This is a genomic window from Herbaspirillum camelliae (assembly GCF_001929405.1).
Taxonomy (GTDB): Bacteria; Pseudomonadota; Gammaproteobacteria; order Burkholderiales; family Burkholderiaceae_D; genus Herbaspirillum; species Herbaspirillum seropedicae.
The window spans coordinates 5,489,041-5,514,734 of the sequence record NZ_KV880769.1; the positions used below are offsets into that span (position 1 = coordinate 5,489,041).

The following is a 25,694-nucleotide window of genomic DNA, read 5'->3' on the forward strand; positions in this document are numbered from 1 at the left end:
GTCCTGCGGCCTGGGGGCGGTTCAGTGGGCCGCTTCGGCGTAGGTGGCAGCGGCCACCAGCCGGCGCGTGTATTCCTGCTGCGGTTGCTGCAGCACCTGGGCGGTGGCGCCGCTCTCGACCACCTTGCCGTCCTTCATCACGATCACCTGGTGCGCCATGGCCTGCACCACGGCCAGGTCGTGGGTGATGAAGAGATAGGCCAGTCCATGCCGGCGCTGCAATTCAGCCAGCAGTTGCAGCACCTGCTGCTGCACAGTCACATCCAGCGCCGAGGTGGGCTCATCCAGCAGCAGCAGCTCGGGTTGCAGCACCAGCGCACGGGCGATGGCAATGCGCTGGCGCTGGCCGCCGGAGAATTCATGGGGATAACGTTCCAGCACGGCGGCGCTCAAGCCGACCTCTTCCAGCGCGGCGACGATGGCCTGGCGCTGCTGCTCGGCGCTTCTGTCGGGATGATGCAGGGCCAAGCCTTCGCCGACGATCTGCTCGACCGTACGGCGCGGCGAGAGCGAGGCGAACGGGTCCTGGAACACCACCTGCATGCGCGAGCGCAAAGGCCGCAGCTCGCGCTGCCCGCGCTCGGAAATGGGCACGCCGTCGAAGCGGATGCTGCCCGCCACGCTGGCCGCGGACAGCCGCAGCAAGGCCATGCCCAGGGTGGACTTGCCGGAACCGGATTCACCGACGATGCCGAGGGTTTCGCCCCGGCGCAATTGCAGGTCGACGCCATCGACGGCATGGAAGGCGCGCTTGGCGAACCAGCCCTGCTTGATGTGATAGGTGCAGCGCAGTCTTTCAGCCAGCAAGACCACGGGCGCATCGGCTGCCACGTCGGCCGCATTGCGCTGCGGGCGGCTCTGCAACAGCTTGCGCGTGTAGGGCTGCTGCGGATTGGCGAACAGTTCGGCCACGCTGGCGCTTTCTACCAGCTTGCCCTTTTCCATCACGCCGACGCGGTCGGCGAAGTGACGCACCAGGTTCAGGTCGTGCGAGATGATGAGCACGGCCATGTTTTCTTCTCGCTGCAACTGGTTCAGCAGCGCCAGGATCTGCACCTGGATGGTCACGTCCAGGGCCGTGGTCGGTTCATCGGCGATGAGCAGCTTGGGCTTGCAGGCCAGGGCCATGGCGATCATGGCGCGCTGGCGCTGGCCGCCCGAGAGTTCATGTGGATAGGACAGCGCGCGGCGCGCCGGCTCGGGGATGCCGGTCTTTTCCAGCAGCGCCACTGTGCGCAGGGCGGCGTCGCGGGCGTTGAGACCTTCGTGATGCATCAGCACTTCGGCGATCTGGTTGCCGATGGTGAAGAGCGGGTTGAGCGCCGTCATCGGTTCCTGGAAGATCATCGCCACGTCGTTGCCGCGCACCTGCTGCATCTGCCGCTCACTCTTGGCCAGCACGTCCTGGCCATCCAGCAGAATGCGGCCTTCATAGCGGGCATCCTGGTTGAGCTGCATCACGGCCAGCGAAGACACGGTCTTGCCTGAGCCGGATTCGCCCACCAGGGCGAACTTCTCCCCGGGCGCTATCGCAAAACTCACGCGGTCCACCACCACGGTATCGCCGAAGCGTACCGTCAGGTTATTGACTTCCAGCAGCGGGGCGCTCATGCCTTCCTCCGTACATCCAGGGCATTGCGCAGGGCATTGCCGATATTGGTCAGCAGCAGCAGGGTCACGGTGAGGACCACGAAGGTGGACAAGGCGATCCACCAGGCATCGAGGTTGTTCTTGCCCTGCGCCAGCAGCTCACCGAGGCTGGGCGTGGACGGAGGCACGCCCAGGCCGAGGAAGTCCAGGCTGGTCAGCGCCAGGATGGCGGCGCTCATGCGGAATGGCAGGAAGGTCACCACCGTGGTCATGCTGTTGGGCAGGACGTGACGCCAGATGATGAGGCGATCCGGCAAGCCCATGGCGCGGGCCGCCTGGATGTATTCCAGGTTGCGGTTGCGCAGGAAATCGGCGCGCACGTAATCCGACAGGCTCATCCAGCCGAACAGCGACAGCAACACCAGCAGCAGCCCCAGGCTGGGCTGGAAGATCGACGAGAAAATAATCAGCAGGTACAGCTCCGGCATGGAACCCCAGATCTCCAGCAGCCGCTGGGTGAAGAGATCGGTACGCCCGGCGAAGTAGCCCTGCACCGCCCCGGCGGCCACGCCCAGCACCACGCCGATGAAGGTCAGCGCCATACCGAACAGCACCGAGACGCGGAAGCCATAGAGCAGGCGCGCAAACACATCGCGGCCGCGGTCATCGGTGCCCAGCCAGTTCTCGCTGGAGGGCGCGGCCGGGTTGGGCTGCCTGGCGAAGTAGTTGAGGGTGTTGTAGCCGTAGCGATTGGGCGGATAGAGAACCCAGTTGCCGTCCTTGCGCAGTTGCGCCTGGATGAAGGGGTCGAGGTAGTCCGCCGGCGAATCGAAATCGCCGCCGAAGCTCTTGTCGGAATAATCCTGGACGATGGGGAAGATGAGCTTGCCCTGGTAGCGCGCCACTAGCGGCCTGTCATTGGAAATCAGTTCCGCGCCCAGGCTCAGCACGAACAGCAGCGAAAACAGCAGCAGACTCCAGTAACCGGCACGGTCAGCGCAAAAGCGCAGCCAGATGCGGCGGCCGGGCGAGATCGAGGGGGCCGGGGAAGTGGTCGTGCTCATTTGGCCAGGCTTTCGAATTGGACGCGTGGATCGGCCCACACATAGCAAAGATCCCCCACCAGCTTGACCACCAGGCCGATGAGGGTGAACAGGTAGAGAGTGCCCATGACCACCGGGTAGTCGCGCCGGATCGCCGATTCATAGGCCAAGAGGCCCATGCCGTCCAGCGAGAACAGGGTCTCGATCAACAGGCTGCCGGCGAAGAAGGACGCGATGAAGGCCGAGGGAAAGCCGGTCACCAGGGGAATGAGGGCATTGCGGAACACGTGCTTGTACAACACCCTGCGCTCGGAAAGTCCCTTGGCGCGCGCGGTCAGCACGTACTGCTTGCGGATTTCCTCGAGGAAGGTATTGCGGGTGAGCATGGTGATGACGGCGAAGGACCCGATCACGGAGGCCGTCACCGGCAGTGTGATGTGCCACAGGTAATCGGTGATCTTGCCCATCAGCGAGAGGCTCTCCCAGTTGTCCGAGGTCAGCCCGCGCAAGGGGAACCACTGCACGAAGCTGCCGCCGGCAAACAGCACCAGCAGGAACACGCCCAGCACGAAGCCGGGAATCGAGTAACCGACCAGCACCAGCCCGGTGGTCGCGGTATCGAAGCGCGTACCCTCGCGCACCGCCTTGGCGATGCCCAGCGGCACCGAGATCAGGTAGCTCAGCAGGAAAGTCCACAGCCCGATGCTGATGGAGACGGGCAGCTTGGATTTGACCAGCGTCCAGACATCGCCATGATGATAGAAGCTCTTGCCCAGATCGAAGGTGAGGAAGCCCTTCAACATCGTCCAGAAGCGCTCCACCGGCGGCTTGTCGAAGCCGTAGAGCTGCTTGATCTCGGCGATGCGCTGCTCGTCGATGCCCTGCCTGCCGCGATAGGCCGAGGCCCCGCTGGCGGCGCCGCCACCGGAGGCTTCACCACCGCCGCCACGCCCTTTCATCTCCAGCATGGCCTGTTCCACCGGGCCGCCCGGCACGAACTGGATCACCGCAAAGGTGATGGCCACCACGCCAAAGAGCGTGGGGATCATCAACAGCACCCGCTTCACTATGTAGGACCAGATATTCATGCCTGCCACCATCCTCGTTCAACCCCGGCGCTGCCGGCCCTTGCTGCTGCCTTTGCCCTTGTATTGCAGCTCGTCGTCATCGTCCCTTCTCCTCCCACCAGGTGCTGATCACGTAGGGATCAGCCTGGTAATACAGCGGCGCCACCTTGGGAATGCCGAAGCGGTTCTGGTAGGCGATGCGGTGGGTGGAGGAATACCAGTGCGGCACCACGATGTACTTGTGCAGCAGCACCCGGTCCAGGGCGCGCGCGGCGGCCGTCAGCTTGACGCGGGTGTCGGCCGCAATCACGGTCTGCACCAGTTGGTCCACCACCGGGTCCTTCAGGCCCCAGGCGTTGTTGGAGCCTTTTTCATCGGCGGCGCGGGAGCCGAACATGTCCAGCAGCTCATTGCCGGGACTGCTGGTATCGGGAAAGCGGATCGAGGTCATGTCGAAATCGAAATCCTCCATGCGCTTGGCCACCAGCGCGTAATCGGCGCTGCGCTGGACCACGTCGATGCCCAGCGTGCGCAGGTTGCGGGCGAACACGCTGATGACGCGCGACATCGAACTCTGGTCATCGAGGATTTCAAAGGACAGCGGCACGCCCTGGGCGTTGCGTACCGCGCCATCTCGATAGACCCAGCCTGCCTGCGCCAGCAGTTCGCGCGCCTGGCGCAGGTTGGCGCGCAGCGACGACGGGGGATTGGTCGACGGTGGCACCGGCGCCGGACCGAATACCGCCGGATCGATCTTGAGGCCCTTGGCCAGCAGGGACTTCAGCAGGGCCAGCTCATCGCCCTGCGGTTCGCCCGTGGCGGCCAGGTCGCTGTTGTTGAAGAAGGAATAGATGCGGGTGTACTGGCCATAGAACAGCTGGCGGTTCATCCATTCGTAATCCAGCGCCAGCCCGATGGCCTGGCGCACACGCACATCCTTGAACTGGTCGCGCCGCAGGTTCATCACGAAGCCCTGCATGCCGGCGCCGTTGGAGTGCTTGAATTCCTTCTTGATGATGCGGCCGTCGCGGAATTGCGGGCCGGTATAACTGCGCGCCCAGTTCTTGGCGCTGTATTCCACCACCACGTCGAACTCGCCGGCCTTGAAGGCTTCCAGCCGCGCCAGGTCATCCTTGTAGAAGCGGTAGACGATGCGCTCGAAGTTGAACATGCCGCGTCGCGCCGGCACGTCCTTGCCCCAGTAATCAGGATTGCGCTTGTAGGTGATGCTGCGGCCGGTATCGTAGCGTTCGATCAGATAGGGACCGGTGCTGATGGGCGGGGTCAGCTGGATCTGGTCGAAGGGCGTGCCCTGCGCCCACTTGCGCGAAAACACCGGGACGCTGGCGACGATCAGCGGCAGCTCATGGTTGCTGCTGGCGAAGTCGAAACGCACCGTGGACGCATCCACCACCACGCAGCCCTTGACGTCGGCAAAGACCGACTTGTACTGCGGCGCGCCCTTGGCCATCAGGGTGTCGAAGGAATACTTCACGTCAGCGGCGCTGACCTTGTCGCCATTGTTGAAGCGCGCCTTGGGGTTGAGGTGGAAGGTCATGGACATGCGATCCGGGGCCAGTTGCATGTCGTCGGCCAGCAAGCCATAGACGGTCGCCACCTCGTCGCCGGAGGACACGGCCAGGGTCTCGAACATCAGCTGGTCCAGGCCGGCCGCTGCGACGCCCTTCATCGACATGGGATTGAACTTGTCGAAACTGGTGCGGCGGTCGGGATTGGCCAGGTAGAGCGTGCCGCGCCGGGGCGCGTCGGGGTTGACGTAGTCGAAATGGCTGAAGCCGGGACCGTAGCGAGGCGTGTCGTACAGGGAAAAGGCGTGCTCGGCGCGAGCGGGGGCTGGGGCGGCGTGGGCCAGCACCGTGGCCAGCAGGCAGGAAAGGAGAAACTTGTGCTTCTTCAGGGGCTTGACCATGCGTTTGTCTGTCTGCGCTCAAAGCGTTGATGTCATGGGGCAGGCAAAGCCATGCCTGCCAGCGGAAACCAATCCGATCGGCGCATTGTAAAGAGTGGAACGATTACAGGGAAGCAATTAAAACGTCTATGTCAGGACGATAAAAGAGCGAGAGAACCCCAGCGACGGCACGGCCCAAACAGCCTCCTGCCCTGCCTGGCAGGGCGGCAAAGGTTGCCGCGCCTGCCGCAAGCCCCTACAATCCGGGTCTGTCCCAGCCCGGCGACCGCCCCTGCGCGGCGCCGCTAACATCACCGGCCGCGCCGCGCCTGCTTCTGCCCCGCAGAGAAGCGCATTACGCGGCGGACCACACGGAGTCAACATGGCATTTCTGCAAGGCAAAAAAATCCTGATCACCGGCTTGCTGTCCAACCGTTCCATCGCCTACGGCATCGCCCAGGCGTGCAAGCGCGAAGGCGCCGAACTGGCCTTCACCTATGTGGGTGAGCGCTTCAAGGACCGCATCACCAAGTTTGCCGAAGAATTCGACAGCAAGCTGGTCTTCGACTGCGACGTCGGCAGCGATGAGCAGATCAATGCCCTGTTCGCCGACCTGGGCAAGTCCTGGAGCCAGCTCGACGGTCTGGTCCACGCCATCGGCTTTGCTCCTGCGGAAGCGATTGCCGGCGACTTCCTGGAAGGCTTCTCGCGCGAAGGTTTCAAGATCGCGCACGACATCTCCGCCTACAGCTTCCCGGCCATGGCCAAGGCGGCCCTGCCGCTGCTGTCGTCCAACGCCGCCCTGCTGACCCTGACCTACCTGGGTTCGGAACGCGTGGTCCCCAACTACAACACCATGGGCCTGGCCAAGGCCTCGCTGGAAGCTTCGGTGCGCTACCTGGCCGAATCGCTGGGCCCCAAGGGCGTGCGCGTCAATGGCGTCTCGGCCGGCCCCATCAAGACCCTGGCCGCCAGCGGCATCAAGGGGTTCGGCAAGATCCTGGGCGCCGTGGCCGCCACCGCCCCGCTGCGCCGTAACGTGACCATCGAAGACGTCGGCAATGCCTCGGCCTTCCTGCTCTCCGACCTGGCCTCGGGCATCACCGGCGAAATCACCTATGTGGATGGTGGCTTCTCCCGCGTCGTGGGCGGAATGGCTGAATAAGCAAGCATTGCCCACAAATAAGAGACAGTATGTCGAAATAGCTTGATGCTAATTTCGCGCTTTTACTGTATGATTCGCCTTGTGCATCGCAATAAACGGTGCACAGGCGAATTAAAGTTTGAAACATGGGCGTGAAATCAGCCCTGCAGAGTTTCCGGCGGCATTCGCCCAAGCAGCTTCGCAAGCCTTACCTGTCATAACGACAAGTTCCCAGTAAAAGCCCCCCGCCCCTGGCATCCCTTGATGATGCCGTCCCGGCGCAAAGCTTTTGTGCCGAAATTTCTTTGTATTTTTCATAGTCATTTCGTCGGTTGGCGTTGCTTTTTTTCGTTCAGGCACTCGATGCCCGGCGCGCTTGCGTGCGCCCGTCTCGTGCCTGGCGTTCACTTTCACGAAAGAGATTATGACTTTTGAAGCACTCGGCCTGAACCCTTCGATCATCAAAGCCCTGACCGAAGCAGGCTATACCTCCCCGACCCCGGTCCAGGAAAAAGCCATCCCCGCCGCCATCAGCGGCCAGGATCTGCTGGTGTCCTCGCAGACCGGCTCGGGCAAGACCGCCGCCTTCATGCTGCCCTCGCTGCACCAGCTGGCAGACCTGCCGCAGGCGCCGCAAGCAGCCCGTACCCCCAACCAGGAACGCCAGGCCACCCGCGCCCGTGGCGAGCGTCCGCGTTACCAGCCGGCCCAGCCGAAGATGCTGGTGCTGACCCCGACCCGCGAACTGGCCCTGCAAGTGACCACCGCCACCGACAAGTACGGCGCCTACATGCGCCGCGTGCGCGTGGTGTCCATCCTTGGCGGCATGCCTTATCCGAAGCAGATGCAACTGCTGTCGCGCAACCCGGAAATCCTGGTGGCGACCCCGGGCCGTCTGATCGACCATATGGAATCGGGCAAGATCGACTTCTCGCAACTGCAGATCCTGGTGCTGGACGAAGCTGACCGCATGCTGGACATGGGCTTCATCGACGACATCGAAAAGATCGTCGCTGCAACCCCGGCCACCCGCCAGACCATGCTGTTCTCGGCCACGCTGGACGGCGTCGTTGGCAACATGGCCAAGCGCATCACCAACAACCCGGCCACCATCCAGATCGCCAGCTCGTCGACCCGTCATGAAAACATCATGCAGCGCGTGCACTTCGTGGATGACCTGTCGCACAAGAATCGCCTGCTCGATCATCTGCTGCGCGACACCAGCATCGACCAGGCCGTGATCTTCACCGCCACCAAGCGTGACGCCGACACCATCGCCGATCGTCTGAACATCGCCGGTTTCGCCGCTGCCGCACTGCATGGCGACATGCACCAGGGCGCCCGCAACCGCACGCTCAACAGCCTGCGCCGCGGCCAGGTCCGCATGCTGGTGGCTACCGACGTGGCCGCCCGCGGCATCGACGTGCCGGGCATCACCCACGTGTTCAACTACGATCTGCCCAAGTTTGCTGAAGACTACGTCCACCGCATCGGCCGTACCGGCCGTGCCGGTCGCAATGGCGTGGCGATCTCGCTGGTGAACCATGCTGAAGGCATGCAGGTCAAGCGCATCGAACGCTTCACCAAGCAGACCATTCCGGTCGATGTGGTCGAAGGTTTCGAGCCGAAGAAGTCGGCTGCTCCGCGCAGCCCGCGCAAGCCGGGCGGCTGGCGTCCGGGTGATGGCCGCAGCAACAACGGCCCGCGCTTCGGCGCCGGCAACCGTGAAGGCGGCGGTCATCGCGAAGGTGGTTTCGGCGGCAATCGCGAAGGCGGTTTCGGTGGTAACCGTGAAGGCGGCCATCGCGAAGGCGGCTTTGGCGGCAACCGCGAAGGCCGCAGCTTCGGCGGCGCCAAGCCGGCGGGCAGCGGCCCGCGTCGCGAAGGCGGCGCTGGTGGCGGCTACAAGGGCAATGGCGGCGGCTTCCGCGCCGACGGTCCGCGTCGCTCCTACGGTGATCGTTGATCGTTTAACGTTGTTCTGATGTTGAAAAGCCGCTTCCTCGGAAGCGGCTTTTTCTTGGGCGGGATCATCGACATCTGATCATGCCAGCAGCCAATGACCATTGCGCTTGATTTCGTCATGCATGGCGTCGGGTGCAAGATCCAACTCGCCGGGCCAGGTCACTACACCTTCGATCAAGCGGACCTGGTTGAACTGGGCCTGATCCTTCAAGGATGCAAAGACTCCCCTAAAAAAGCTTGGGAGAAAGCTGACCCGACCTTCCACCCCATCCCTGAAGCGAACCTGCAACGCATATTCGCCGCAAAGTTTGACTTCCACTACGTCCGATTCCATCGGCGGATGCCCCTCAGGTAAATCGGTTCAATCCGATTTGGCTTATTCCCTCCCGCTGGCGATTTTACAAGCATCGCGGAGCGACTGCGATTCCCTCCAGCCGCAGAACGAACTCAAGCGGAACACTGCCCGCCCTGCCCCGCCTGCAAAGCTCGAACGTTATCGGCAATGGCCTGCACCGCCTGCCTCACCGCCTTCTGCGTGGCGGCCACTACATCGGCATTGGCGCCGCCTGCCACGCGCTCGACCACCGTCAGGCGGCAAGCCGCGCTGCGGCGGTCGTCGGAGCGGGTGATGGTCCAGCCGAAGCTGGCCTGGACCTGGCCATTGAGCACGGCATCGAAATCACGCAGTTCGACGTTGATACGATAGCTGGGCTGGTCCGCCGGACGTCCGCCGCGCGAGACATCGTTGGCGCCCAGCCTGGCCGCCACGCCTGCCGCCAGCGCATCGCGCAACTCATTGTTGAAGGGCGAGGACCAGCGCTCCTGCTCCAGTACATCCACCCGCGTGGCATCGCTGCGCACCACCAGTTGCGGCCGCGCCAGGCGCTCGGGCACGGCCACCGGCATGACTTCGATGAAGGTCTGCGGCCCCTGGGCGGCGCTGCGTGCGGTCGCGCCTGCGTCGGTGGGGGCGGCCAGGGTGTAGAACTGCGTGGGCGGGGTGCTGCCGCAGGCGGCCAGCAGTCCAGCAGCCAGCGCGGCTGCACCCAGGGTCTTGAGGGAAAGGCTCTTCATGGCTTGCATCATGGCTCCTGTTTGCCCCGGATCAGCGATTCCGGATGCTGTTGCAGGTAATCGGTGAGGATGCGGATCGAGGCCGCGGCCTTGGACAGTTCCTGCATGGTCTGACGGATGTCCTGCTGCAGCGGTGCGTCGTCCGACAGCGTGCGCTCGGCGGCATTGAGGGTCTTGCGGGCATCCTTCATGGCCGCCTGCATCTCGGGCGCGATATCGTTGTTGATGCGCGCAGCGGTCTGCTCTGCGGTGGACAGGGTCTTGTTCAAGGTCTTCAGCGTAGTCTGCAGATCACGACCGATCTCGTCGAAGGGCACCTTGGAAAGCTTGCCAGCGATGTCCGAGAGCTGCTGCTGCAATTCATCCAGGCTGCCCGGGATGGTGGGCAGTTCCAGCGGCGTCTTGTCTGGATCGATCTGGGCCGGTTTGGCCTTGGGGAAGAAGTCGATCGCCACATACAGCTGGCCGGTCAGCAGGTTGCCGTTGCGCAGTTGGGCGCGCAGGCCGCGCTTGACCAGCGTGCGCAGCATGTGCGCATTGGAGCGACGTTGCTCGCCGGTCTCTTCCTGGAAGCGGCGGCCCAGGCGCTCGGGATAGATCTGCACCACCACCGGCATGCGGAATTCGCCGCGCGCCTTGTCATATTCGACACCGATGCTCTTGACCTCGCCCAGCACCACGCCGCGGAAGTCCACAGTCGCGCCCGGCTGCAGGCCGCGCAGGGACTGGTCGAAATACAGCAGCGCAGTCTGCGGCACGCCGTCGGGCTCCTTCATGGCGGCGCTTTCATCTTCCACCAGCGCATACTCGGCGCCTTCCTTGGCGGGTGCGCTCACGCGGTCCTCATCACGGTCGCGGAAGGCGATGCCGCCCAGCACCACCGTCGCCAGCGCCTGGGTGTGCAGCTTGAAGCCGCTGGCGTTGAGCTCCATGTCGAAGCCGCTGGCATGCCAGAAGCGCGAGGTCTGGGTGACGAACTTGTCATAGGGCGCATTGACGAAGATGCGCAAGGTCACACCACGGCCATCAGCGTCGAGGTCGTAGGCCACCACCTGGCCCACCTTGATGCGGCGATAGAAGATGGGCGAGCCGATGTCCAGCGAACCCAGATCATCGGTATGCAGCACGAACTGGCGGCCGGAAGCGTCGCGTGTGACGATGGGCGGCTGCTCCAGGCCGACGAAGCTCTTCTTGCTCTGTTCGGAGGCGCCCGGATCAGCGCCGATGTAAGCGCCCGACAGTAGCGTGCCCAGTCCCGAAATGCCCGAGGCCGCGATGCGCGGACGCACCACCCAGTAGCGCGTGTCTTCGGCATCGAAGCCGGTGGCTTCCTTGTTGAGCTGGATGCCCACCAGCACGTGCGAACGGTCCGGGGCGAGTTTCAGGGTCTGCACCTGGCCGATTTCCACATCCTTGTACTTGACCCGGGTCTTGCCCGCCTCCAGCCCTTCGGCGGAGCGGAAGGTGACCGTGACCATGGGGCCGCGATCGATCAGGATCTTGGCCACCAGCGAGAGGCCGACGACGGCGGCGATGATGGGAATGAGCCACACCAGCGATGGCAACCAGTTGCGCTGGCGCGTGCGGCGGGGCTGCAGCAGCGCCGGCTTGTCCTCGGGGGTGTCAGGTGGAGTCATGCGGGTTCCTGTTTCTTGTTGGCAGGGGGAGTCGGGTCGGTATCGTCCCAGATCAGGCGTGGATCGAAGGCCAGCGAAGCCAGCATGGTCAGCACCACCACCGCACCGAAGGCGGCGATGCCGATGCCGGCGTGGATATTGGCAAAACCATGGATCTTGACCAGCCCGGTCAGCACCGAGACCACGAAGACGTCCAGCATGGACCAGCGGCCGATGGCCTCGACCAGGCGATACAGCTTGGCGCGTTGCAGGCGCTGCCAGCGGCTGCGGCGGCGCGCCGAGAACACCAGGATGCCCAGCGCCACCAGCTTGAACAGCGGCACCAGGAAGCTGGCCACGAACACCACCAGCGCCAGGCCCCATTCGCCCGAGGTCCAGAAATAGATGACGCCGGAGAGGATGGTGTCGCGCTGCTCGTCGAAGAGCGTGCGCGTGACCATCACCGGCATCAGGTTGGCCGGGATGTACATGATGCAGGCCGCGATCAGCAGCGCCCAGGTGCGGGTCAGGCTGTCGATCTTGCGTACGTGCAGCGGCGCGTGACAGACGCCGCAGCGCTCCCCAGCCTGCGCATCCTGCCAGACCGTGCCGCAGTGATGGCAACCGATCACGTCCAGGGACGCGGCCTGCTGCACCGGCAGGTCTTGCTCGCCATCCTCGGCCAGGCCGGCGGAGGTGGTGGCGGAGGTGGATGCAGGGCGGCTCACCGACGGACCTCGCTGCCACCTTGGTGCTGTTCCCACAGATGCCAGAGATAGCGCGGGTTGAACGACACCACCACTGTCAGCAGCACTGTCAGGCCACCGAAGGACCACAGCGCCGGGCCGGGAATGACCTCGGCGATATTGGAGAGCTTGATCAGCGCCACCAGGATGCCCAGCATGAAGACTTCGATCATGCCCCAGGGCCGCGCGGCCTGCATCAACCGCAGCAACAGCACGAAGCCGGGCGGGCGCTGGCGGCGCGAGCCAGGCATGAGCAGATAGAGCAGCACGAAGAGCTGGATCATGGGAAACAGCAAGGTCGTGGCCAGCACCAGCAGCGCCACTTCCGACATGCCGTCGCGGGTGAGCGCCACCACCGCGCCCATGAGCGTGGTATCGGCCGACAGGCCCTGCAACTCGATGGTCACGATGGGAAACACATTGGCGATCACGAACAGGATCAGCGCGCCGATGGTCAGCGGCAGCAGATGCTCCAGCCTGCGTCCGGTGTCGCGCTCCAGTTCGGCGTGGCAGCGCAGGCAGCGGGCCACCTCGCGCTGGCCCAAGGTGGGGCGCTGGTAGACGGCGTCGCATTCTTCGCAAACGATCAGGTCCGGACGTTTCTGCATGGATGAGGATGGCTGGCGCAGGGCGCTCTGTGGTTCGCTGTGGTTTTATGTTGTGTCGTGATGACCCGCAAGACCGCAACGGCCATTGCCGGGCTTCGCTTGGAGCGCATTCTCTGGCCGGCGTTCCATCACGACAGGCGCCGTGCGGCGGCCGGGCGCAAAATAAATGACTCACTGGTTATTAATTAGCAGCGATTGTAGCAACAAATTGCCGGGACTCTGGCAGAGTTTTACCTGGCTTTTTCTCCCCCCGGCCAGATAGCGCTTGACAAGATCGCCGCCAATCTTCTACATTGGACAGATGACTTCCGCAGCAACATTCTCCCTACGCCACAACAGCGCCAGCGCCCTGCTAGCGTTGCTACCGGTGTCGCTACTACTAGCCTCGCGCTAAAATCCGTATTTCTGCCGTACCCGCTGATTCCACGCGATCCGGCAAACCCAATCAAATCCAGCAGCACCGGCAGTAAAACCAGGCAGTGACGCGCCAGCCGTACCGAGCCGACGTCGCAGCCCTCTCAGGCGAAGCGATCATGCATTCGAAGACCAGCACAATCCGCACTCCGCGCCGGCAGCCATGCCAGCTGGCCCGCGCGCGGCGGGAGACGCCGCCTCTGGCTCTATGACGGGTTGTCTGGCCACGCGCCCGTGGCAGCCAGGCAACCCGATCCGCCACATCTGACGCACTCAAGCATTGCAGCAAGTCCAGCATCCCAGCAAATCCGAAGACTAAGAGGTCCATCATGATGTTAAGCAACCCCGCCGCCAAATACCGTCCCTTCCCGGCCATTGACCTGCCCGACCGCACCTGGCCCAGCAAGGTCATCAACACCCCGCCGATCTGGATGAGCACCGACCTGCGCGATGGCAACCAGGCCCTGATCGAACCGATGAACGCCGAACGCAAGCTGCGCTTCTTCGAACTGCTGCTGAAGACCGGCCTGAAGGAAATCGAAGTGGGCTTCCCCTCGGCCTCGCAGACCGACTTCGATTTCGTGCGCAAGCTCATCGTCGAGAACCGCATTCCCGATGACGTCACCATCATCGTGCTGACCCAATCGCGTGACGAACTGATCCGCCGCACCATCGAATCGCTGGAAGGCGCCAAGAAGGCCATCGTCCACCTGTACAACTCGGTGGCCCCGGCCTTCCGCAAGATCGTCTTCAACATGTCGCGTGAAGAGATCAAGAACATCGCCGTCACCGGCACCCGCCTGGTCAAGGAACTGACCGATGCGCGTCCTGGCACCGAATGGCGCTTCGAATACTCCCCCGAATCCTTCAGTACCACCGAACTGGATTTCTCCAAGGAAATCTGCGACGCCGTCTGCGAAACCTGGGGCGCCAGCCCGGAACGCAAGGTGATCCTGAACCTGCCCTCCACCGTCGAATGCGCCACGCCCAACGTCTATGCCGACCAGATCGAATGGATGTGCCGCAACCTGAAGGATCGCGCCAGCACCATCATCTCGGTACACCCGCACAATGACCGCGGCACCGCCGTGGCCTCGGCCGAGCTGGCCGTCATGGCCGGCGCCGACCGCGTCGAAGGCTGCCTGTTCGGCAACGGCGAGCGCACCGGCAACGTCGACCTGGTCACGCTGGCGCTGAACCTGTACACCCAGGGCGTGAACCCGGGCCTGGACTTCTCCGACATCGACGTGGTGCGCCAGGTGGTGGAAGAATGCAACCAGATCCCGGTGCACCCGCGCCATCCGTATGTGGGCGACCTGGTCTTCACCGCCTTCTCCGGCTCGCACCAGGATGCGATCAAGAAGGGCTTCGCCAAGCAGCAGCCCGACGCCATCTGGGAAGTGCCCTACCTGCCGATCGACCCGGCCGACCTGGGCCGCAGCTACGACGCCGTCATTCGCGTCAACAGCCAGTCCGGCAAGGGCGGCATGGCCTACCTGCTGGAACAGGAATACGGCCTGGCCCTGCCGCGCCGCCTGCAGATCGAGTTCTCGCGCGCCATCCAGCGCGAGGCTGACGCCACCGGCAAGGAAATCGCCGCCTCCGACATCCACGCCATCTTCCAGCGTGAATACCTGGAGCGCGTGGAGCCGTATGTCTACCGTGCGCACCGCATGTCGGAAGACAGCTCCAAGGCCGAGTCCATCAACATCGAAGTCGACATCGTGCGCAATGGCCAGCCGGTGACCGTGCGCGGCAGCGGCAACGGCCCCATCGATGCCTTCGTGCATGCGCTGGGCCTGGACATCAAACTGATGGACTTCCATGAACACGCCATCGGCGCCGGCGCCGACGCCAAGGCCGCCAGCTACATCGAGCTGCGCCTGAACGAAGCGCCGACCGGTTTCGGCGTGGGCATCGACGCCAACATCGTTACCGCATCCTTCAAGGCCGTGCTGTCTGCCGTGAACCGTCAGATCGCCATCAACGAGAGCGCCAACCAGGCCGGCTCCTCGCAAGCCAAGGCTGCCTGAAAACGGAACATCGCCGGCGATCCCGGCATGCTTCCCTGAGCGCAACGCCGGCCTACAGGCCGGCGTTGTTTCGTTCTGCCCTCCCTTTCTCATTTTGTTTTGCACTTCGCAACAGCTCACCCTCGCCTGCTTGCAGCTCTGCTGGGCTGGGCGGTCTTTCCCGAGGTCAACGGGTCGCACCCTCAGTGCCGATGGCGGTACGCGCATCATCTTCCTGCTCATCAGCGTGGCGGCCTTCTGTCGCGTCGCTGCCACGTTGTCGCTTAGCAATGCCTATCTGTCCCACCTCTCAGCGCTGGCCTTCCTGCTGTTCGTGGCGCGCTATGGCGCATGGCTGCTGCGCCCGCGCCTGCGCTGAAAAGACTGCGTTTGCCCTGCGCCCCGCCTCGCCGATTGCGGGGCGATTTTTTTGGCCACGTAATGGCGCAAGCTCAGCCATTGCAGAGTACGTGCGCGGAAGTTGACCAAGGTCACGCAAATTTGCGTAATTGGTGAGTTTTCAAAATACGTAACTCGCTTATTATTAATTTTTCTGGGGGTTCATCAACAAGTCGCTGTTCATTTTTCGGGGGAAAAATAATGCGCTTCAACAATCTGAGTATTGCCACACGCCTGGCCATTGCGTTCAGCATCCTGATCCTGGTGATCGCCGGCATCGTCGCACTGGGCCTGACCCGCTTGGCCGACATCAACAAAGCGCTCGACCTGGTCGTCAATGACCGCTACAAGAAGATCGCCATCATCAACACCATCTCGGGCAAGGTCGACGATGTCGCCATCTCCCTGCGCAACCAGTTGCTGATGACCGATCCGGCGCAGATCGCGGCCGAGCAGAAGATCATCGAAACGCTGTCCGCCGAAAACACCAAACTCTATGACGAGCTGACCCGCCTGGTCGTCAATCCCGAGGCCAAGGCCAAGCTGGACAAAGTCACGGAAACTCGCAAGAGCTACGCCGCCTTGCGCAAGCAGATCGACAAGCTGCAGAGCTCGGGGGACAAGGACGCCGCCATCAAGCTGATGCTCAGCGAAATGGTGCCCCTGCAGAAGATCTACTTCAGCCAGCTCGACGAATTTTCCGACACCCAACAGAAGCTGATGGACCAGTCCGTCGATCAGGCCGAAGCCGCCTATGATGCGACCCGCATGGTCATGGTCATTGCCGGGGTGCTGGCGGCCGCGTTCGCCGCCTTCATCGCCTGGACCATCTCGCGCAGCATCACCCGCCCGCTCAACCGCGCCGTCGAAGTCGCCGAAACGGTGGCCGCTGGCGACCTCACCGCCGTCATCGCTGCCCACTCCAATGATGAAACCGGCCGCCTGCTGCAGGCGCTGGCAGCCATGAACCAGAAGCTCAAGGCCATCGTGCTGGAGGTGCGACGCGGCACCGATTCCATGGTCACCGCCTCGACCCAGATCGCCACCGGCAACCTTGATCTTTCCTCACGCACCGAAGAGCAGGCCAGCGCCCTGGAAGAGACCGCCTCTTCGCTGGAAGAACTGACCTCCAGCGTCAAGCAGAACGCCGATCACACCCGCAAGTCCAGCGAGCTGGCGGCCAATGCCTCGCAGGTCGCCAACCAGGGCGGCCTGGCGGTCAAGCAAGTGGTGCAGACCATGGGCGCCATCAACGATTCTTCCCACAAGATCGTCGACATCATCAGCGTCATCGACGGCATCGCCTTCCAGACCAATATCCTGGCCCTGAACGCCGCTGTGGAAGCGGCGCGCGCGGGCGAACAGGGACGCGGCTTTGCGGTGGTGGCCTCGGAAGTGCGCGGCCTGGCGCAACGCTCGGCCACGGCCGCCAAGGAAATCAAGGAGCTCATCAACGACTCCGTCAATCAGGTCTCTTCCGGCACCGAACTGGTGGCGCAGGCCGGCAGCACCATGGACGCCGTGGTCAACAGCATCGAGCAGGTCAGCCATATCGTCGGGGAAATCTCGGCAGCCACGCGCGAGCAGAGCGATGGGATCGAGCAGGTCAACCAGGCCATCATGCAGATGGACAACACCACCCAGCAGAATGCCGCGCTGGTGGAAGAAGCCGCTGCCGCCGCCCAGGCCCTGCAAGACCAGGCGCAACGGCTGCTGGACCTGGTCGGCGTATTCCGCCTGGATGAGGCGGGCAGCAATGGCCCGGCGCCCAGCCCGGTCGCTCCAGTATTGCGCAAGGTCAGCGCTGCGGCCCCGCGCGCCACCAAGAGCTTGCCGGCCAAGCCCGCCGCACCCGCCGTCACCAACACACCGGCAGCGCCGGCCCTGCCCGCCAGCAAGCGGGAAGACAAATCGGAAGAGTGGGAAACCTTCTGAACCCGGCCGTGCCAGGGCGCTAGCGCTAGCCCTGGCGCGCCAGGCGGATGCCGCTGACCTGCCAGCGCGCCGCCGCCGGGAAGAAATTGCGATAGCTCAGCCGCGCATGGTTCAAGGGCGTGGCTGAGGATGAGCCGCGCAACACGTACTGGTTGACCATGAACTTGCCGTTGTATTCGCCCACCGCACCGGCCGCGGCGACGAAGCCGGGGTAAGGCGCGTAGCTGCTGCTGGTCCATTGCCAGGCCACGCCGAAGAACTCGCGCCCGCCGCCCTGCAGGTGCGCAGCGGCATGCTCCCATTCCGCCTCGGTCAGCAGACGCGCCCCCGCCCAGCGGGCATAGGCATCGGCCTCGTAATACGACAGATGCACAGCCGCGCGATGCGGCTGCAAGGCCTGCACGCCATACTCGGTGAACTCGCTCCACTGTCCCTGCGCATCCCTGCGCCAGTACAGCGGATGGCGCAGCGCCAGCTGCTCCTTCCAGTCCCATCCTTCGGCCAGCCACAGGCTGGGGTCCTGATAGCCGCCGGCCTGGATGAAGTCCAGGTATTCGGCATTGTTGACCAGCCGCGAAGCGCACTGGTAAGCCTCGACGAACTGGCGGTGGCGCGGCGTCTCGTTATCGAAACAGAAGCCCGTCCCGGTATGGCCGATCTCCACCACGCCGGCCTCGATGCGATGCCATTGCAGCGCCAGCTCGACCGGATCGTCGAGGTGCACGCTCTCCGGCAGCGGCTGGTAGGCAGGCTGGAGCGGATTGAGCGAGAGCAGGATCTTGATGTCGGTGAGCATCAGTTCCTGATGCTGCTGCTCATGCTGCATGCCCAGTTCCAGCAAGCTGAGGAACTGCGCCAACTGCGCCTGGGCGTTGTCGCTGCCGGTGGCCATGGCGTTATTGCCATTGGCCTCAAGCGCATCGATCAGCAACAGCATGCGCTGGTCCACCTGCTCGCGATAGGCCAGCACCTCGGCCAGCGCAGGGCGCGTGAGCATGCCCCGCTGAGGCCGCGGGAAACGCTCGCCCACGCCCTCGTAGTAGGAATTGAACAGCATGCGGAATTGCGGATGGAAGGACTTGAATCCGCTCTCGAAGCGCTCCAGCAAGAAGGTCTCGAAGAACCAGGTGGTATGGGCCAGATGCCATTTGACCGGACTGGCGTCGGGCATGGCCTGGACACAGCAATCCTCGGGCGAGAGCGGCTCGGCGATCACCAGCGACTGCCGTCGCAATCGCCGGTAGCGGTCGCCCAGCTTCTCGCGGCTGCGATGGTTGAGCTGATGGAGGGCAGCGTCGATGACGGCATCGATGACAGCCGAGGTGGCCGGATCGGCCCGGCCGTCGGCGCTGAGGGGGGACGATGTCGGGATCGCAGTACTGGGTGGGGACATCCGTTCTCCTGCAAGAAAAAATCAGCGCGAGATCAGCGCAAGATCAGCGCGGCCGCGCATGGCAGACCGCAAACCAGCCCTGCGGATCGCACCACATCTGGCAGTCGCCGAAACCGGCCTGGGCCAGCAGGTCGGCGATTTCGTCGGCGCGGAACTTGTGGCTGTTCTCGGTATGGATGCGCTCGCCCTGGCGGAAGGTGCGGCGACCGCCCGGCCAGCGCACGATCAGGTCACGGCGCGCTTCGAGGTGCATTTCCACTCGTTGCAGGGCTTCGTCGTAGAAGGCCAGGTGACGCCAGTCCCGCGCATTGAAGTCTGCGCCCAGCAGGCCATTGATGTGGTTCAGCGCATTCAGGTTGAACGCTGCCGTGACACCCAAGGCATCGTCATACGCCGCCTCCAGCACCGCGCTGGGCTTGACCAGATCCAGCCCCAGCAGGACGCCGCCGGCGGCATCGGGCAGCGCCGCGCGCAGGCGGCGCAGGAAGGCCAGCGCCTCATCCCGATCGAAATTGCCCAGCGAAGAACCGGGATAGAAGAACAGGCGGCGCTCGCGCTGCACCTGCGCCGGCAACGCCAGCGTGCTGGAAAAGTCCATGCCCAGCGGCAACATGGGAATATCCGGAAAGCGCCGCTGCAAACCCTCTACCGATTGTTGCAGGAAGTGCGCCGAGATATCGACCGGCACGTACTGGCGCGGCCGCAGGGCCGCAAACAGGCTGGCGGCCTTGGCGCAATTGCCGGCCCCGAGGTCGATCAGGCAGGCGTCCTGACCGACGGCGGCGGCGATGTCATCGCGGTGCTCGGCGAAGATGGCGGCCTCGGTGCGGGTGGGGTAATACTCGGGCAAGGCGCAGATGGCTTCGAAGAGCTTGCTGCCCAGGGCATCGTAGAAGTACTTGGGGGAAATGAAGGCGGCCGGCGCGGTCAGGCCGGTCACCAGTTCGGCGCGACGCTGGCGGTCTTCGGACAGGCTGTCCAGGTCAGCGGGGATCAGAGCGGGTTGGGCCAAGCGTGTCTCCTTGCCTATGCATAGGCTGGGTGGGAAAGGGATGTTGCGCCAGAGATGCCGCGCCAGGCTGCCAGGCGGGGCCGGAGCTCCCGCCACTTTAGCAGCGGCAGCACGCCAGGCAATGGCTGACAGGCAACTTTGCGACATTGCGCTACACTGCATGGGCGGCGCAAGCGCTGCGCCGCCCGGCTTTACCGATGCTTGTTCCGACTAAGGCATACCGCGGTGGTTCAACGCGGCAATAAGATTTTCCGCTGCAGGTGATGGTCCATTGGTCCACTGACCACTGACCACTGACCACTGACTGACAATACGCTGCCTGCCTTCCGACAACCCAGTTCATTCCTATGCCTTCCACGCCCAGTTCCTCCCCCTTGCCTTCCCAGGCAGGCCATCCTGCAGACGACCCTACCAGCGACTCCCCCACCGCCCGCAAATCGGCTCTGGCGGCGCTGCGCGGCCTGCTGCCTTTCCTGGTGCCCTACAAGAAGCAGTTCCTGCTGGCCGGCCTGGCCCTGGTGGTGGCGGCCGCCGCCACGCTGGCCGTTCCCTATGCCTTCAAGCAGATGATCGACCTGGGCTTTGGCGCGGCCGGCAGCAAGAGCGCCAGCCACATCAACCTGTACTTCCTGGCGCTGTTCGGTGTGGCCTGCATCCTGGGCGTGGCCACGGCGCTGCGCTTCTACATGGTGTCGTGGCTGGGCGAGCGCGTCACGGCCGACCTGCGCAGCGCCGTCTATGCGCACGTGGTCACGCAGAGCCCGGAGTTCTTCGAGACTACCAAGACCGGCGAAGTGCTCTCGCGCCTGACCACCGACACCACCCTCATCCAGACCCTGGTGGGCACCAGCATTTCCATGGCCCTGCGCAATGCGCTGCTGTTCATCGGCGGCATGAGCATGCTCTTCTTTACCAGCGCCAGGCTGACCTCGATCATCATCGTCATGCTGGCCGCGGTGGTACTGCCCATCGTCTTCTACGGCCGCCGCGTGCGCAAGCTCTCGCGCGCTTCCCAGGACCGCGTGGCCGACGCCTCGGCCATGGCCGGCGAGATCCTCAACGCCATGCCCACCGTGCAAGCCTTCACCCATGAAGAGATCGAGGCGCGCCGCTTCGCCCAGTCGGTCGAACGCGCCTTCGCGACAGCGATGGAACGCGTGCGCGCGCGCTCGCTGCTGACGGTGGTGGCCATCCTGCTGGTGTTCGGCGCGATTGTCTTCGTGCTCTGGCTGGGCGCGCACGCGGTGATGGAAGGCAGCATGAGCGGCGGCGAACTGGGCCAGTTCATCCTCTACGCCTCGCTGGTGGCGGGCTCGCTGGGGGCGCTCTCGGAAGTGATGGGCGATACCCAGCGCGCAGCCGGCGCCACCGAGCGCCTGCTCGATCTGCTGGCGGCGCACTCGCCGGTGCAGTCGGTACTGCTGCCCGAAAAGCTGCCGCCGCGTACCGCCAACGGCGCCGCGCTGACGGTGCAGGGAGTGGACTTCCACTATCCCTCGCGCCCCGGCCATCCCTCGCTGACGCAACTGTCGCTGACAGTGCAGCCCGGTGAGACGGTCGCCATCGTCGGACCCTCCGGGGCGGGCAAGACCACGCTGTTCCAGCTGCTGCTGCGCTTCTATGATCCGCAGCAGGGCCAGATCCTCCTCGATGGCGTCGATATCCGCTACCTGGACTTGCAGGCGCTGCGCGGCGCCATCGGCATCGTGCCGCAGGACACGGTGATCTTCTCGGCCAATGCCATGGAAAACATCCGCTTCGGCCGGCCCGAGGCCAGCGACGCCGAGGTCATTGCCGCCGCCCAGATGGCCGCCGCGCACGAGTTCATCGACCGCCTGCCCGGCAGCTATGCATGTTTCCTGGGCGAGCGCGGCGTGCGCCTCTCCGGCGGCCAGCGCCAGCGCATCGCCATTGCCCGCGCATTGTTGAAGAATCCGCCGCTGCTGTTGCTGGACGAAGCCACCAGCGCCCTGGACGCCGAATCCGAACGACTGGTGCAAGGCGCCCTGGAAGCGGCCATGGTGGGCCGCACCACCCTGGTCATCGCGCACCGGCTGGCCACGGTGCAGCGGGCTGATCGCATCATCGTGCTGGAGCATGGCCGCATCGTCGAGAGCGGCACCCATGCCGAGCTGGTGGCGCGCGACGGTCTCTATGCCGGACTGGCGGCGCTGCAGTTCCAGACGCAGTGACGGCCGCGCCGACGCGTCCGCGCAAAATCGCCTAGACTGCGGCTTTTGCCAGCCAACGACATGACCGGAGTCCTGCATGAGTAGCTACCTGTTCTCGCCCCTGCCCCTGCGCGGGGTGACCCTGCCCAACCGCATCGCCGTCTCGCCGATGTGCCAGTATTCGGCCGAGGACGGCTTCGTCAACGATTGGCACCTGGTGCACCTGGGCAGCCGCGCCGTGGGCGGCGCCGGGCTGGTGCTCATGGAAGCCACCGCGGTGGTCGCCGAGGGCCGCATCAGCAGCGCCGACCTGGGCATCTGGAAGGATGAACACATCGCGCCGCTGCGCCGGATCACCCGCTTCATCGCGCAGCAAGGTGCGGTGCCCGGCATCCAGCTGGCCCATGCCGGCCGCAAGTCCAGCATCTTGCGCCCCTGGGACGGCCCCGCCGGCAGCGTCCCGCCCTCCGCCGGCGGCTGGACGCCGCAAGCGCCATCGCCACTGCCTTTCGACGATGGCTACAGCACGCCGCAGGCGATGAGCGTGGAACAGATCGGCGCCTTGGTGCAAGCCTTTGCCGACGCCGCCCGGCGGGCGCTGGCCGCCGGCTTCAAGGTGATCGAACTGCACGGTGCGCACGGCTACCTGGGCCACCAGTTCCTCTCGCCGCTGAGCAACCAGCGCACCGACCAGTATGGTGGCAGCTTCGAGAACCGCATCCGCTTCCTCCTGGAGATCACCCGCGCCGCGCGCGCGGTCTGGCCTGAAGAACTGCCACTGCTGGTGCGCCTGTCGGCCACCGACTGGGTTGACGGCGGCTGGACACCCGAGGAAACCGTCATGCTCTCGCAGCGCCTGCGCGAGTTGGGAGTGGACCTGGTGGATGTCTCCAGCGGCGGCAATGCCCCCAAGGCCGTCATTCCGGTCGGCCCCGGCTACCAGACCAGCTTTGCCGCCCGCGTGAAGGCCGAGGCCGGCATTGCCAGCGGCGCAGTGGGCATGATCACCGACGCCATCCAGGCCGAACACATCCTGCGCACCGGCCAGGCCGACCTGGTGCTGCTGGCGCGCGAACTGCTGCGCGATCCGTACTGGCCCTTGCATGCTGCGCAGCAATTGCGGGAAGAGGTGGCCTGGCCGCCGCAATATGTAAGGGCGGCGTCCAGCAAGACGCCGTTGCGGCCGGAGGTGCAATACGGTTTGAAGGAACAATGACACGCTGCATCGCTGCGACCAGTCGGACTGCGTAGCCACGCCTTCGATACGATCCTGGCTGATCTACTCAGGACGAACGGCATGCGATGGATCGTTCATGAAAAAATGCCGATCAGTTCTACACTGTGAACTGATCGGCATTTTTCTTGCCCTGAAGCCGGACCGCGCAATCAGCCCGGACGACGCTTGTGGCGGATGTATTCGATGATGCCCGGCAGGATGGACAGGATCACGATGGCCACGATCAACAGGCTCAGGTTCTTCTTCACGATGGGCATGTTGCCGAAGAAATAGCCAGCATACGAGAAGCTGGCGACCCAGGCGATACCGCCGACGACGTTGTAGAGGAAGAAGCGCGTATAGGTCATCGCACCCACGCCGGCGACGAAGGGCGCAAAGGTGCGCACAATGGGCGCGAAGCGGGCGATGATGATGGCCTTGCCGCCGTGCTTCTCGAAGAAGGCATGGGTCTTGTCCAGGTATTCCTTTTTGAAGATGCGCGAATTGGGCTTGTCGAAGACCTTGATGCCCAGCATCTTGCCGATCTGGTAGTTGGTGCTGTCGCCCAGGATGGCGGCCACGATCAGGGTCAGCACCATGAGGTTGATATCGTAGGCGCCGGTGGCGGCCAGCGCACCGGTGACGAACAGCAGCGAGTCGCCGGGCAGGATGGGCGTGACCACCAGGCCGGTTTCGCAGAAGATGATCAGGAACAGGATCAGGAACAGCCAGGGTCCATAGGAAACGGCCAGCTCGGCCAGGTGACGGTCGATATGGACGATGAAATCGACCAGGAACAGAAGAATATCCATAAAGCCTGAAAATGAGAGAAAGCGGCATTGTACCAACTGCTCACGTCGCTCCCCGCAAAAAAATCCCGACACCACCATACGGCCTGCCAGCCCTGCTGGGCAAGCTCTTCAGTAGGCCGTCAGACTTGCAAAGCGGAACCTGACGCCGTCTTGCATTTCTTTACCAGCCCTTCCCCGCAAGTTGTCGCCACGGGCTCCGATATCAGTCACAGGCAGCGCAGCGCGCTTGCCACTGCCGACCGAACTTTCCATCCACTGCCGCAAGCGCAACCCGGAGAACATGATGAAGACCCCACTGCTGCATCTGCTGGACAAGACCCTGGACGCCCTCCCCCTGACCGCTGCGGCCATCTGCGTGACGCTGCTCTCCTGCATCCTCTCGGGGGTGATGCGGGATCTGCTGCTGCAGGCCGATCTCGACATGCTGGCCGCCGCCGTGGCGCTGCTGCCGCTGACGACGGTCTTGCTGGCCTTCGGCTGGAGCATGCGCACGCCCCGCCAGCGCGCCCCACGCCGGCAGCGCTCGCCGCGCCAGGCCGAGGTGGAGCGGCGCAAGGCCCTGCTGCGCGCCACCTATGATCTGGAAGAACGTCCCTGAAAACCCGCCTGCGGCGGCGCTGCCTCAGTCGGGCAGGCCGTCGCCGGCCAGGATCATCTCGGCAGCGCTGAGCAAGTCGCCTTCCAGCCCGGCACGGGCTTTTTTTGGCGAACCCGCGCGCAAGCCCTCCAGCAGCCGCGCATGATGGACCAGGGCCGGCGCTTCGGCCAGGCGCCGCGAACCGGCACGCAGGTCGAGGTTGATCACCGGCCCGACCTGCAGCCACAGTCCGGCAATCAAGTCCACCAGGGTCGGCATGCCCGCCCCCTGATAGGCGGCAAAATGCAATTGCTTGTTCAGCCGGATGACCACGTCCACATTAGGCCTCTTGCGCTTCATCTCAACCGACAGGGTGTCATGCAGACGCGCCACCTCCTCCAGCCCGGCCGCATCGATATGGCTGGCGGCATGTTCGATGGCCAAACCCTCCAGCGCCAATCGGATCTTCAGCAATTCGCGAAACTTGCCCTTGGTCATGAGCGGCACCCGCATGGCGCGGTTGGGCAGGATTTCCAGCGCGCCCTCGGCGGCCAGCTGGCGCACTGCTTCGCGCACCGGCATCGGACTGGTGCCCAGTGCATCGGCCAGGCCCTTGAGCGTGAGCTTCTGACCGGGCCGCACCTGCCCCGCCTGGATCAGTTCGCACAGGTCCTGATACACCCGCTCGGACAGCGTGGCGTGCTGGATCTTGCGCATGGTGGAAAGGTCGGCGATGAGGGTTGGGTCCATGGTGAGGCGTGAAAATTTTTTGCGGATTATAGCGAACCACTGCGCGGAGCACCGTGCGGAGCACTGACCGGGCACTGCGCCCAACCAGCCGTCCGCCCAGCCAAACTATCTGACCTTGCCGCAAAAGCCGCCTGCAGCCGGCCTGGGCGGGCTCTTTCCCGCCGCATGCCACTGTCCCTGCGGTCAGGAATGACGAGTTGACGCTCCTGATTCTATTCAATACATTTGATCACATGTCAAA

The 25,694-nt window shown here is 64.2% G+C and carries 21 protein-coding genes; 8 read left to right on the forward strand and 13 right to left on the reverse strand.

The features are described from left to right. Window positions 1–21: 21 nt before the first annotated feature. From BGK68_RS24575 to BGK68_RS24590, 4 genes are all read right to left on the reverse strand, one after another. Window positions 22–1,611: an ABC transporter ATP-binding protein gene (locus BGK68_RS24575; RefSeq protein ID WP_075259228.1), complete on the reverse strand. Its 1,590-nt coding sequence runs from the start codon at window positions 1,609–1,611 to the stop codon at window positions 22–24. Further along, the gene (locus tag BGK68_RS24580; protein ID WP_075259229.1) at window positions 1,608–2,654 is read right to left on the reverse strand and encodes an ABC transporter permease; all 1,047 of its coding nucleotides are present in this window, start codon (window positions 2,652–2,654) and stop codon (window positions 1,608–1,610) included. Before BGK68_RS24580 ends, BGK68_RS24575 begins: the two co-directional genes overlap by 4 nt. Continuing rightward, window positions 2,651–3,721, reverse strand: a complete 1,071-nt coding sequence (locus BGK68_RS24585) for a microcin C ABC transporter permease YejB (protein ID WP_013235366.1) — start codon at window positions 3,719–3,721, stop codon at window positions 2,651–2,653. The genes BGK68_RS24580 and BGK68_RS24585 overlap by 4 nt, the downstream gene beginning before the upstream one ends. 76 nt (window positions 3,722–3,797) lie before the next feature. Beyond that, window positions 3,798–5,630, reverse strand: coding sequence for an extracellular solute-binding protein (locus tag BGK68_RS24590; protein ID WP_075259230.1), 1,833 nt, complete (start codon window positions 5,628–5,630; stop codon window positions 3,798–3,800). Between the two features lie 361 nt (window positions 5,631–5,991). Here BGK68_RS24590 and fabI point away from each other — a divergent pair, with 361 nt between their 5' ends. Further along, on the forward strand, window positions 5,992–6,774 hold the full coding sequence (gene fabI / locus BGK68_RS24595; protein WP_075259231.1) for an enoyl-ACP reductase FabI: 783 nt from the start codon (window positions 5,992–5,994) through the stop codon (window positions 6,772–6,774). A gap of 403 nt (window positions 6,775–7,177) precedes the next feature. Then, window positions 7,178–8,719: a DEAD/DEAH box helicase gene (locus BGK68_RS24600; protein WP_075259232.1), complete on the forward strand. Its 1,542-nt coding sequence runs from the start codon at window positions 7,178–7,180 to the stop codon at window positions 8,717–8,719. 78 nt (window positions 8,720–8,797) lie between these two features. On the opposite strand, the gene BGK68_RS24605 is transcribed toward BGK68_RS24600, so the two are convergent. The 5 genes from BGK68_RS24605 to BGK68_RS24625 form a co-directional block, all read right to left on the reverse strand. Next, window positions 8,798–9,037 (reverse strand): DUF2442 domain-containing protein, encoded by a 240-nt coding sequence (locus BGK68_RS24605; protein WP_233149400.1) that lies wholly within the window; start codon window positions 9,035–9,037, stop codon window positions 8,798–8,800. A gap of 128 nt (window positions 9,038–9,165) precedes the next feature. Beyond that, window positions 9,166–9,801, reverse strand: a complete 636-nt coding sequence (locus BGK68_RS24610) for a PqiC family protein (protein WP_233149401.1) — start codon at window positions 9,799–9,801, stop codon at window positions 9,166–9,168. After that, window positions 9,801–11,429 carry a PqiB family protein gene (locus BGK68_RS24615; protein ID WP_075259235.1) on the reverse strand — a complete coding sequence of 543 codons (1,629 nt, stop codon included), beginning with the start codon at window positions 11,427–11,429 and terminating at the stop codon, window positions 9,801–9,803. Before BGK68_RS24615 ends, BGK68_RS24610 begins: the two co-directional genes overlap by 1 nt. Next, entirely contained in the window at window positions 11,426–12,136 is a 711-nt protein-coding gene (locus BGK68_RS24620; protein WP_198937255.1) for a paraquat-inducible protein A, read from the reverse strand. Before BGK68_RS24620 ends, BGK68_RS24615 begins: the two co-directional genes overlap by 4 nt. Further along, on the reverse strand, window positions 12,133–12,762 hold the full coding sequence (locus tag BGK68_RS24625; RefSeq protein ID WP_075259236.1) for a paraquat-inducible protein A: 630 nt from the start codon (window positions 12,760–12,762) through the stop codon (window positions 12,133–12,135). The genes BGK68_RS24620 and BGK68_RS24625 overlap by 4 nt, the downstream gene beginning before the upstream one ends. A gap of 743 nt (window positions 12,763–13,505) precedes the next feature. On the opposite strand from BGK68_RS24625, the gene leuA reads away from it, so the two are divergent. From leuA to BGK68_RS24640, 3 genes are all read left to right on the forward strand, one after another. Further along, on the forward strand, window positions 13,506–15,209 hold the full coding sequence (gene leuA, locus BGK68_RS24630; RefSeq protein ID WP_075259237.1) for a 2-isopropylmalate synthase: 1,704 nt from the start codon (window positions 13,506–13,508) through the stop codon (window positions 15,207–15,209). A 130-nt stretch (window positions 15,210–15,339) separates the two neighbouring features. Continuing rightward, window positions 15,340–15,567 carry an NnrS family protein gene (locus BGK68_RS28575; RefSeq protein ID WP_075259238.1) on the forward strand — a complete coding sequence of 76 codons (228 nt, stop codon included), beginning with the start codon at window positions 15,340–15,342 and terminating at the stop codon, window positions 15,565–15,567. Between the two features lie 221 nt (window positions 15,568–15,788). Next, complete coding sequence (locus BGK68_RS24640; protein WP_075259239.1) at window positions 15,789–17,522, forward strand: methyl-accepting chemotaxis protein; 1,734 nt, start codon at window positions 15,789–15,791, stop codon at window positions 17,520–17,522. 25 nt (window positions 17,523–17,547) lie between these two features. On the opposite strand, the gene egtB is transcribed toward BGK68_RS24640, so the two are convergent. Continuing rightward, a complete protein-coding gene (gene egtB / locus BGK68_RS24645) occupies window positions 17,548–18,915 on the reverse strand; it encodes an ergothioneine biosynthesis protein EgtB (protein ID WP_083657891.1) in 1,368 nt (455 codons plus the stop codon). Window positions 18,916–18,958: 43 nt separating this feature from the next. Next, window positions 18,959–19,927 carry an L-histidine N(alpha)-methyltransferase gene (gene egtD / locus BGK68_RS24650; protein ID WP_075259240.1) on the reverse strand — a complete coding sequence of 323 codons (969 nt, stop codon included), beginning with the start codon at window positions 19,925–19,927 and terminating at the stop codon, window positions 18,959–18,961. 347 nt (window positions 19,928–20,274) lie between these two features. Between egtD and BGK68_RS24655 the strand changes: the two genes are divergently transcribed. Together BGK68_RS24655 and BGK68_RS24660 are read left to right on the forward strand one after the other, a co-directional pair. Further along, window positions 20,275–22,119, forward strand: coding sequence for an ABC transporter transmembrane domain-containing protein (locus BGK68_RS24655; protein WP_143433156.1), 1,845 nt, complete (start codon window positions 20,275–20,277; stop codon window positions 22,117–22,119). A 76-nt stretch (window positions 22,120–22,195) separates the two neighbouring features. Next, window positions 22,196–23,314 (forward strand): NADH:flavin oxidoreductase/NADH oxidase, encoded by a 1,119-nt coding sequence (locus tag BGK68_RS24660; RefSeq protein ID WP_075259242.1) that lies wholly within the window; start codon window positions 22,196–22,198, stop codon window positions 23,312–23,314. A 170-nt stretch (window positions 23,315–23,484) separates the two neighbouring features. Here BGK68_RS24660 and BGK68_RS24665 read toward each other — a convergent pair whose 3' ends face one another. Then, entirely contained in the window at window positions 23,485–24,126 is a 642-nt protein-coding gene (locus BGK68_RS24665) for a DedA family protein (RefSeq protein ID WP_075259243.1), read from the reverse strand. A gap of 283 nt (window positions 24,127–24,409) precedes the next feature. Between BGK68_RS24665 and BGK68_RS24670 the strand changes: the two genes are divergently transcribed. Then, entirely contained in the window at window positions 24,410–24,724 is a 315-nt protein-coding gene (locus BGK68_RS24670) for a hypothetical protein (protein WP_075259244.1), read from the forward strand. A gap of 24 nt (window positions 24,725–24,748) precedes the next feature. Here the strand turns inward: BGK68_RS24670 and BGK68_RS24675 are convergent, their stop codons facing one another. Then, complete coding sequence (locus BGK68_RS24675) at window positions 24,749–25,453, reverse strand: GntR family transcriptional regulator (RefSeq protein ID WP_075259245.1); 705 nt, start codon at window positions 25,451–25,453, stop codon at window positions 24,749–24,751. Window positions 25,454–25,694 lie beyond the last annotated feature (241 nt).

Coding starts and splice junctions, on each gene's coding strand:
- BGK68_RS24575 (WP_075259228.1), bottom strand. CDS start 1,611: ATGAGCGCCCCGCTGCTGGAAGTCAATAACCTGACGGTACGCTTCGGC.
- BGK68_RS24580 (WP_075259229.1), bottom strand. CDS start 2,654: ATGAGCACGACCACTTCCCCGGCCCCCTCGATCTCGCCCGGCCGCCGC.
- BGK68_RS24585 (WP_013235366.1), bottom strand. CDS start 3,721: ATGAATATCTGGTCCTACATAGTGAAGCGGGTGCTGTTGATGATCCCC.
- BGK68_RS24590 (WP_075259230.1), bottom strand. CDS start 5,630: ATGGTCAAGCCCCTGAAGAAGCACAAGTTTCTCCTTTCCTGCCTGCTG.
- fabI (WP_075259231.1), top strand. CDS start 5,992: ATGGCATTTCTGCAAGGCAAAAAAATCCTGATCACCGGCTTGCTGTCC.
- BGK68_RS24600 (WP_075259232.1), top strand. CDS start 7,178: ATGACTTTTGAAGCACTCGGCCTGAACCCTTCGATCATCAAAGCCCTG.
- BGK68_RS24610 (WP_233149401.1), bottom strand. CDS start 9,801: ATGCAAGCCATGAAGAGCCTTTCCCTCAAGACCCTGGGTGCAGCCGCG.
- BGK68_RS24615 (WP_075259235.1), bottom strand. CDS start 11,429: ATGACTCCACCTGACACCCCCGAGGACAAGCCGGCGCTGCTGCAGCCC.
- BGK68_RS24625 (WP_075259236.1), bottom strand. CDS start 12,762: ATGCAGAAACGTCCGGACCTGATCGTTTGCGAAGAATGCGACGCCGTC.
- leuA (WP_075259237.1), top strand. CDS start 13,506: ATGATGTTAAGCAACCCCGCCGCCAAATACCGTCCCTTCCCGGCCATT.
- BGK68_RS24640 (WP_075259239.1), top strand. CDS start 15,789: ATGCGCTTCAACAATCTGAGTATTGCCACACGCCTGGCCATTGCGTTC.
- egtB (WP_083657891.1), bottom strand. CDS start 18,915: ATGTCCCCACCCAGTACTGCGATCCCGACATCGTCCCCCCTCAGCGCC.
- BGK68_RS24655 (WP_143433156.1), top strand. CDS start 20,275: ATGCCTTCCACGCCCAGTTCCTCCCCCTTGCCTTCCCAGGCAGGCCAT.
- BGK68_RS24660 (WP_075259242.1), top strand. CDS start 22,196: ATGAGTAGCTACCTGTTCTCGCCCCTGCCCCTGCGCGGGGTGACCCTG.
- BGK68_RS24665 (WP_075259243.1), bottom strand. CDS start 24,126: ATGGATATTCTTCTGTTCCTGGTCGATTTCATCGTCCATATCGACCGT.
- BGK68_RS24670 (WP_075259244.1), top strand. CDS start 24,410: ATGAAGACCCCACTGCTGCATCTGCTGGACAAGACCCTGGACGCCCTC.
- BGK68_RS24675 (WP_075259245.1), bottom strand. CDS start 25,453: ATGGACCCAACCCTCATCGCCGACCTTTCCACCATGCGCAAGATCCAG.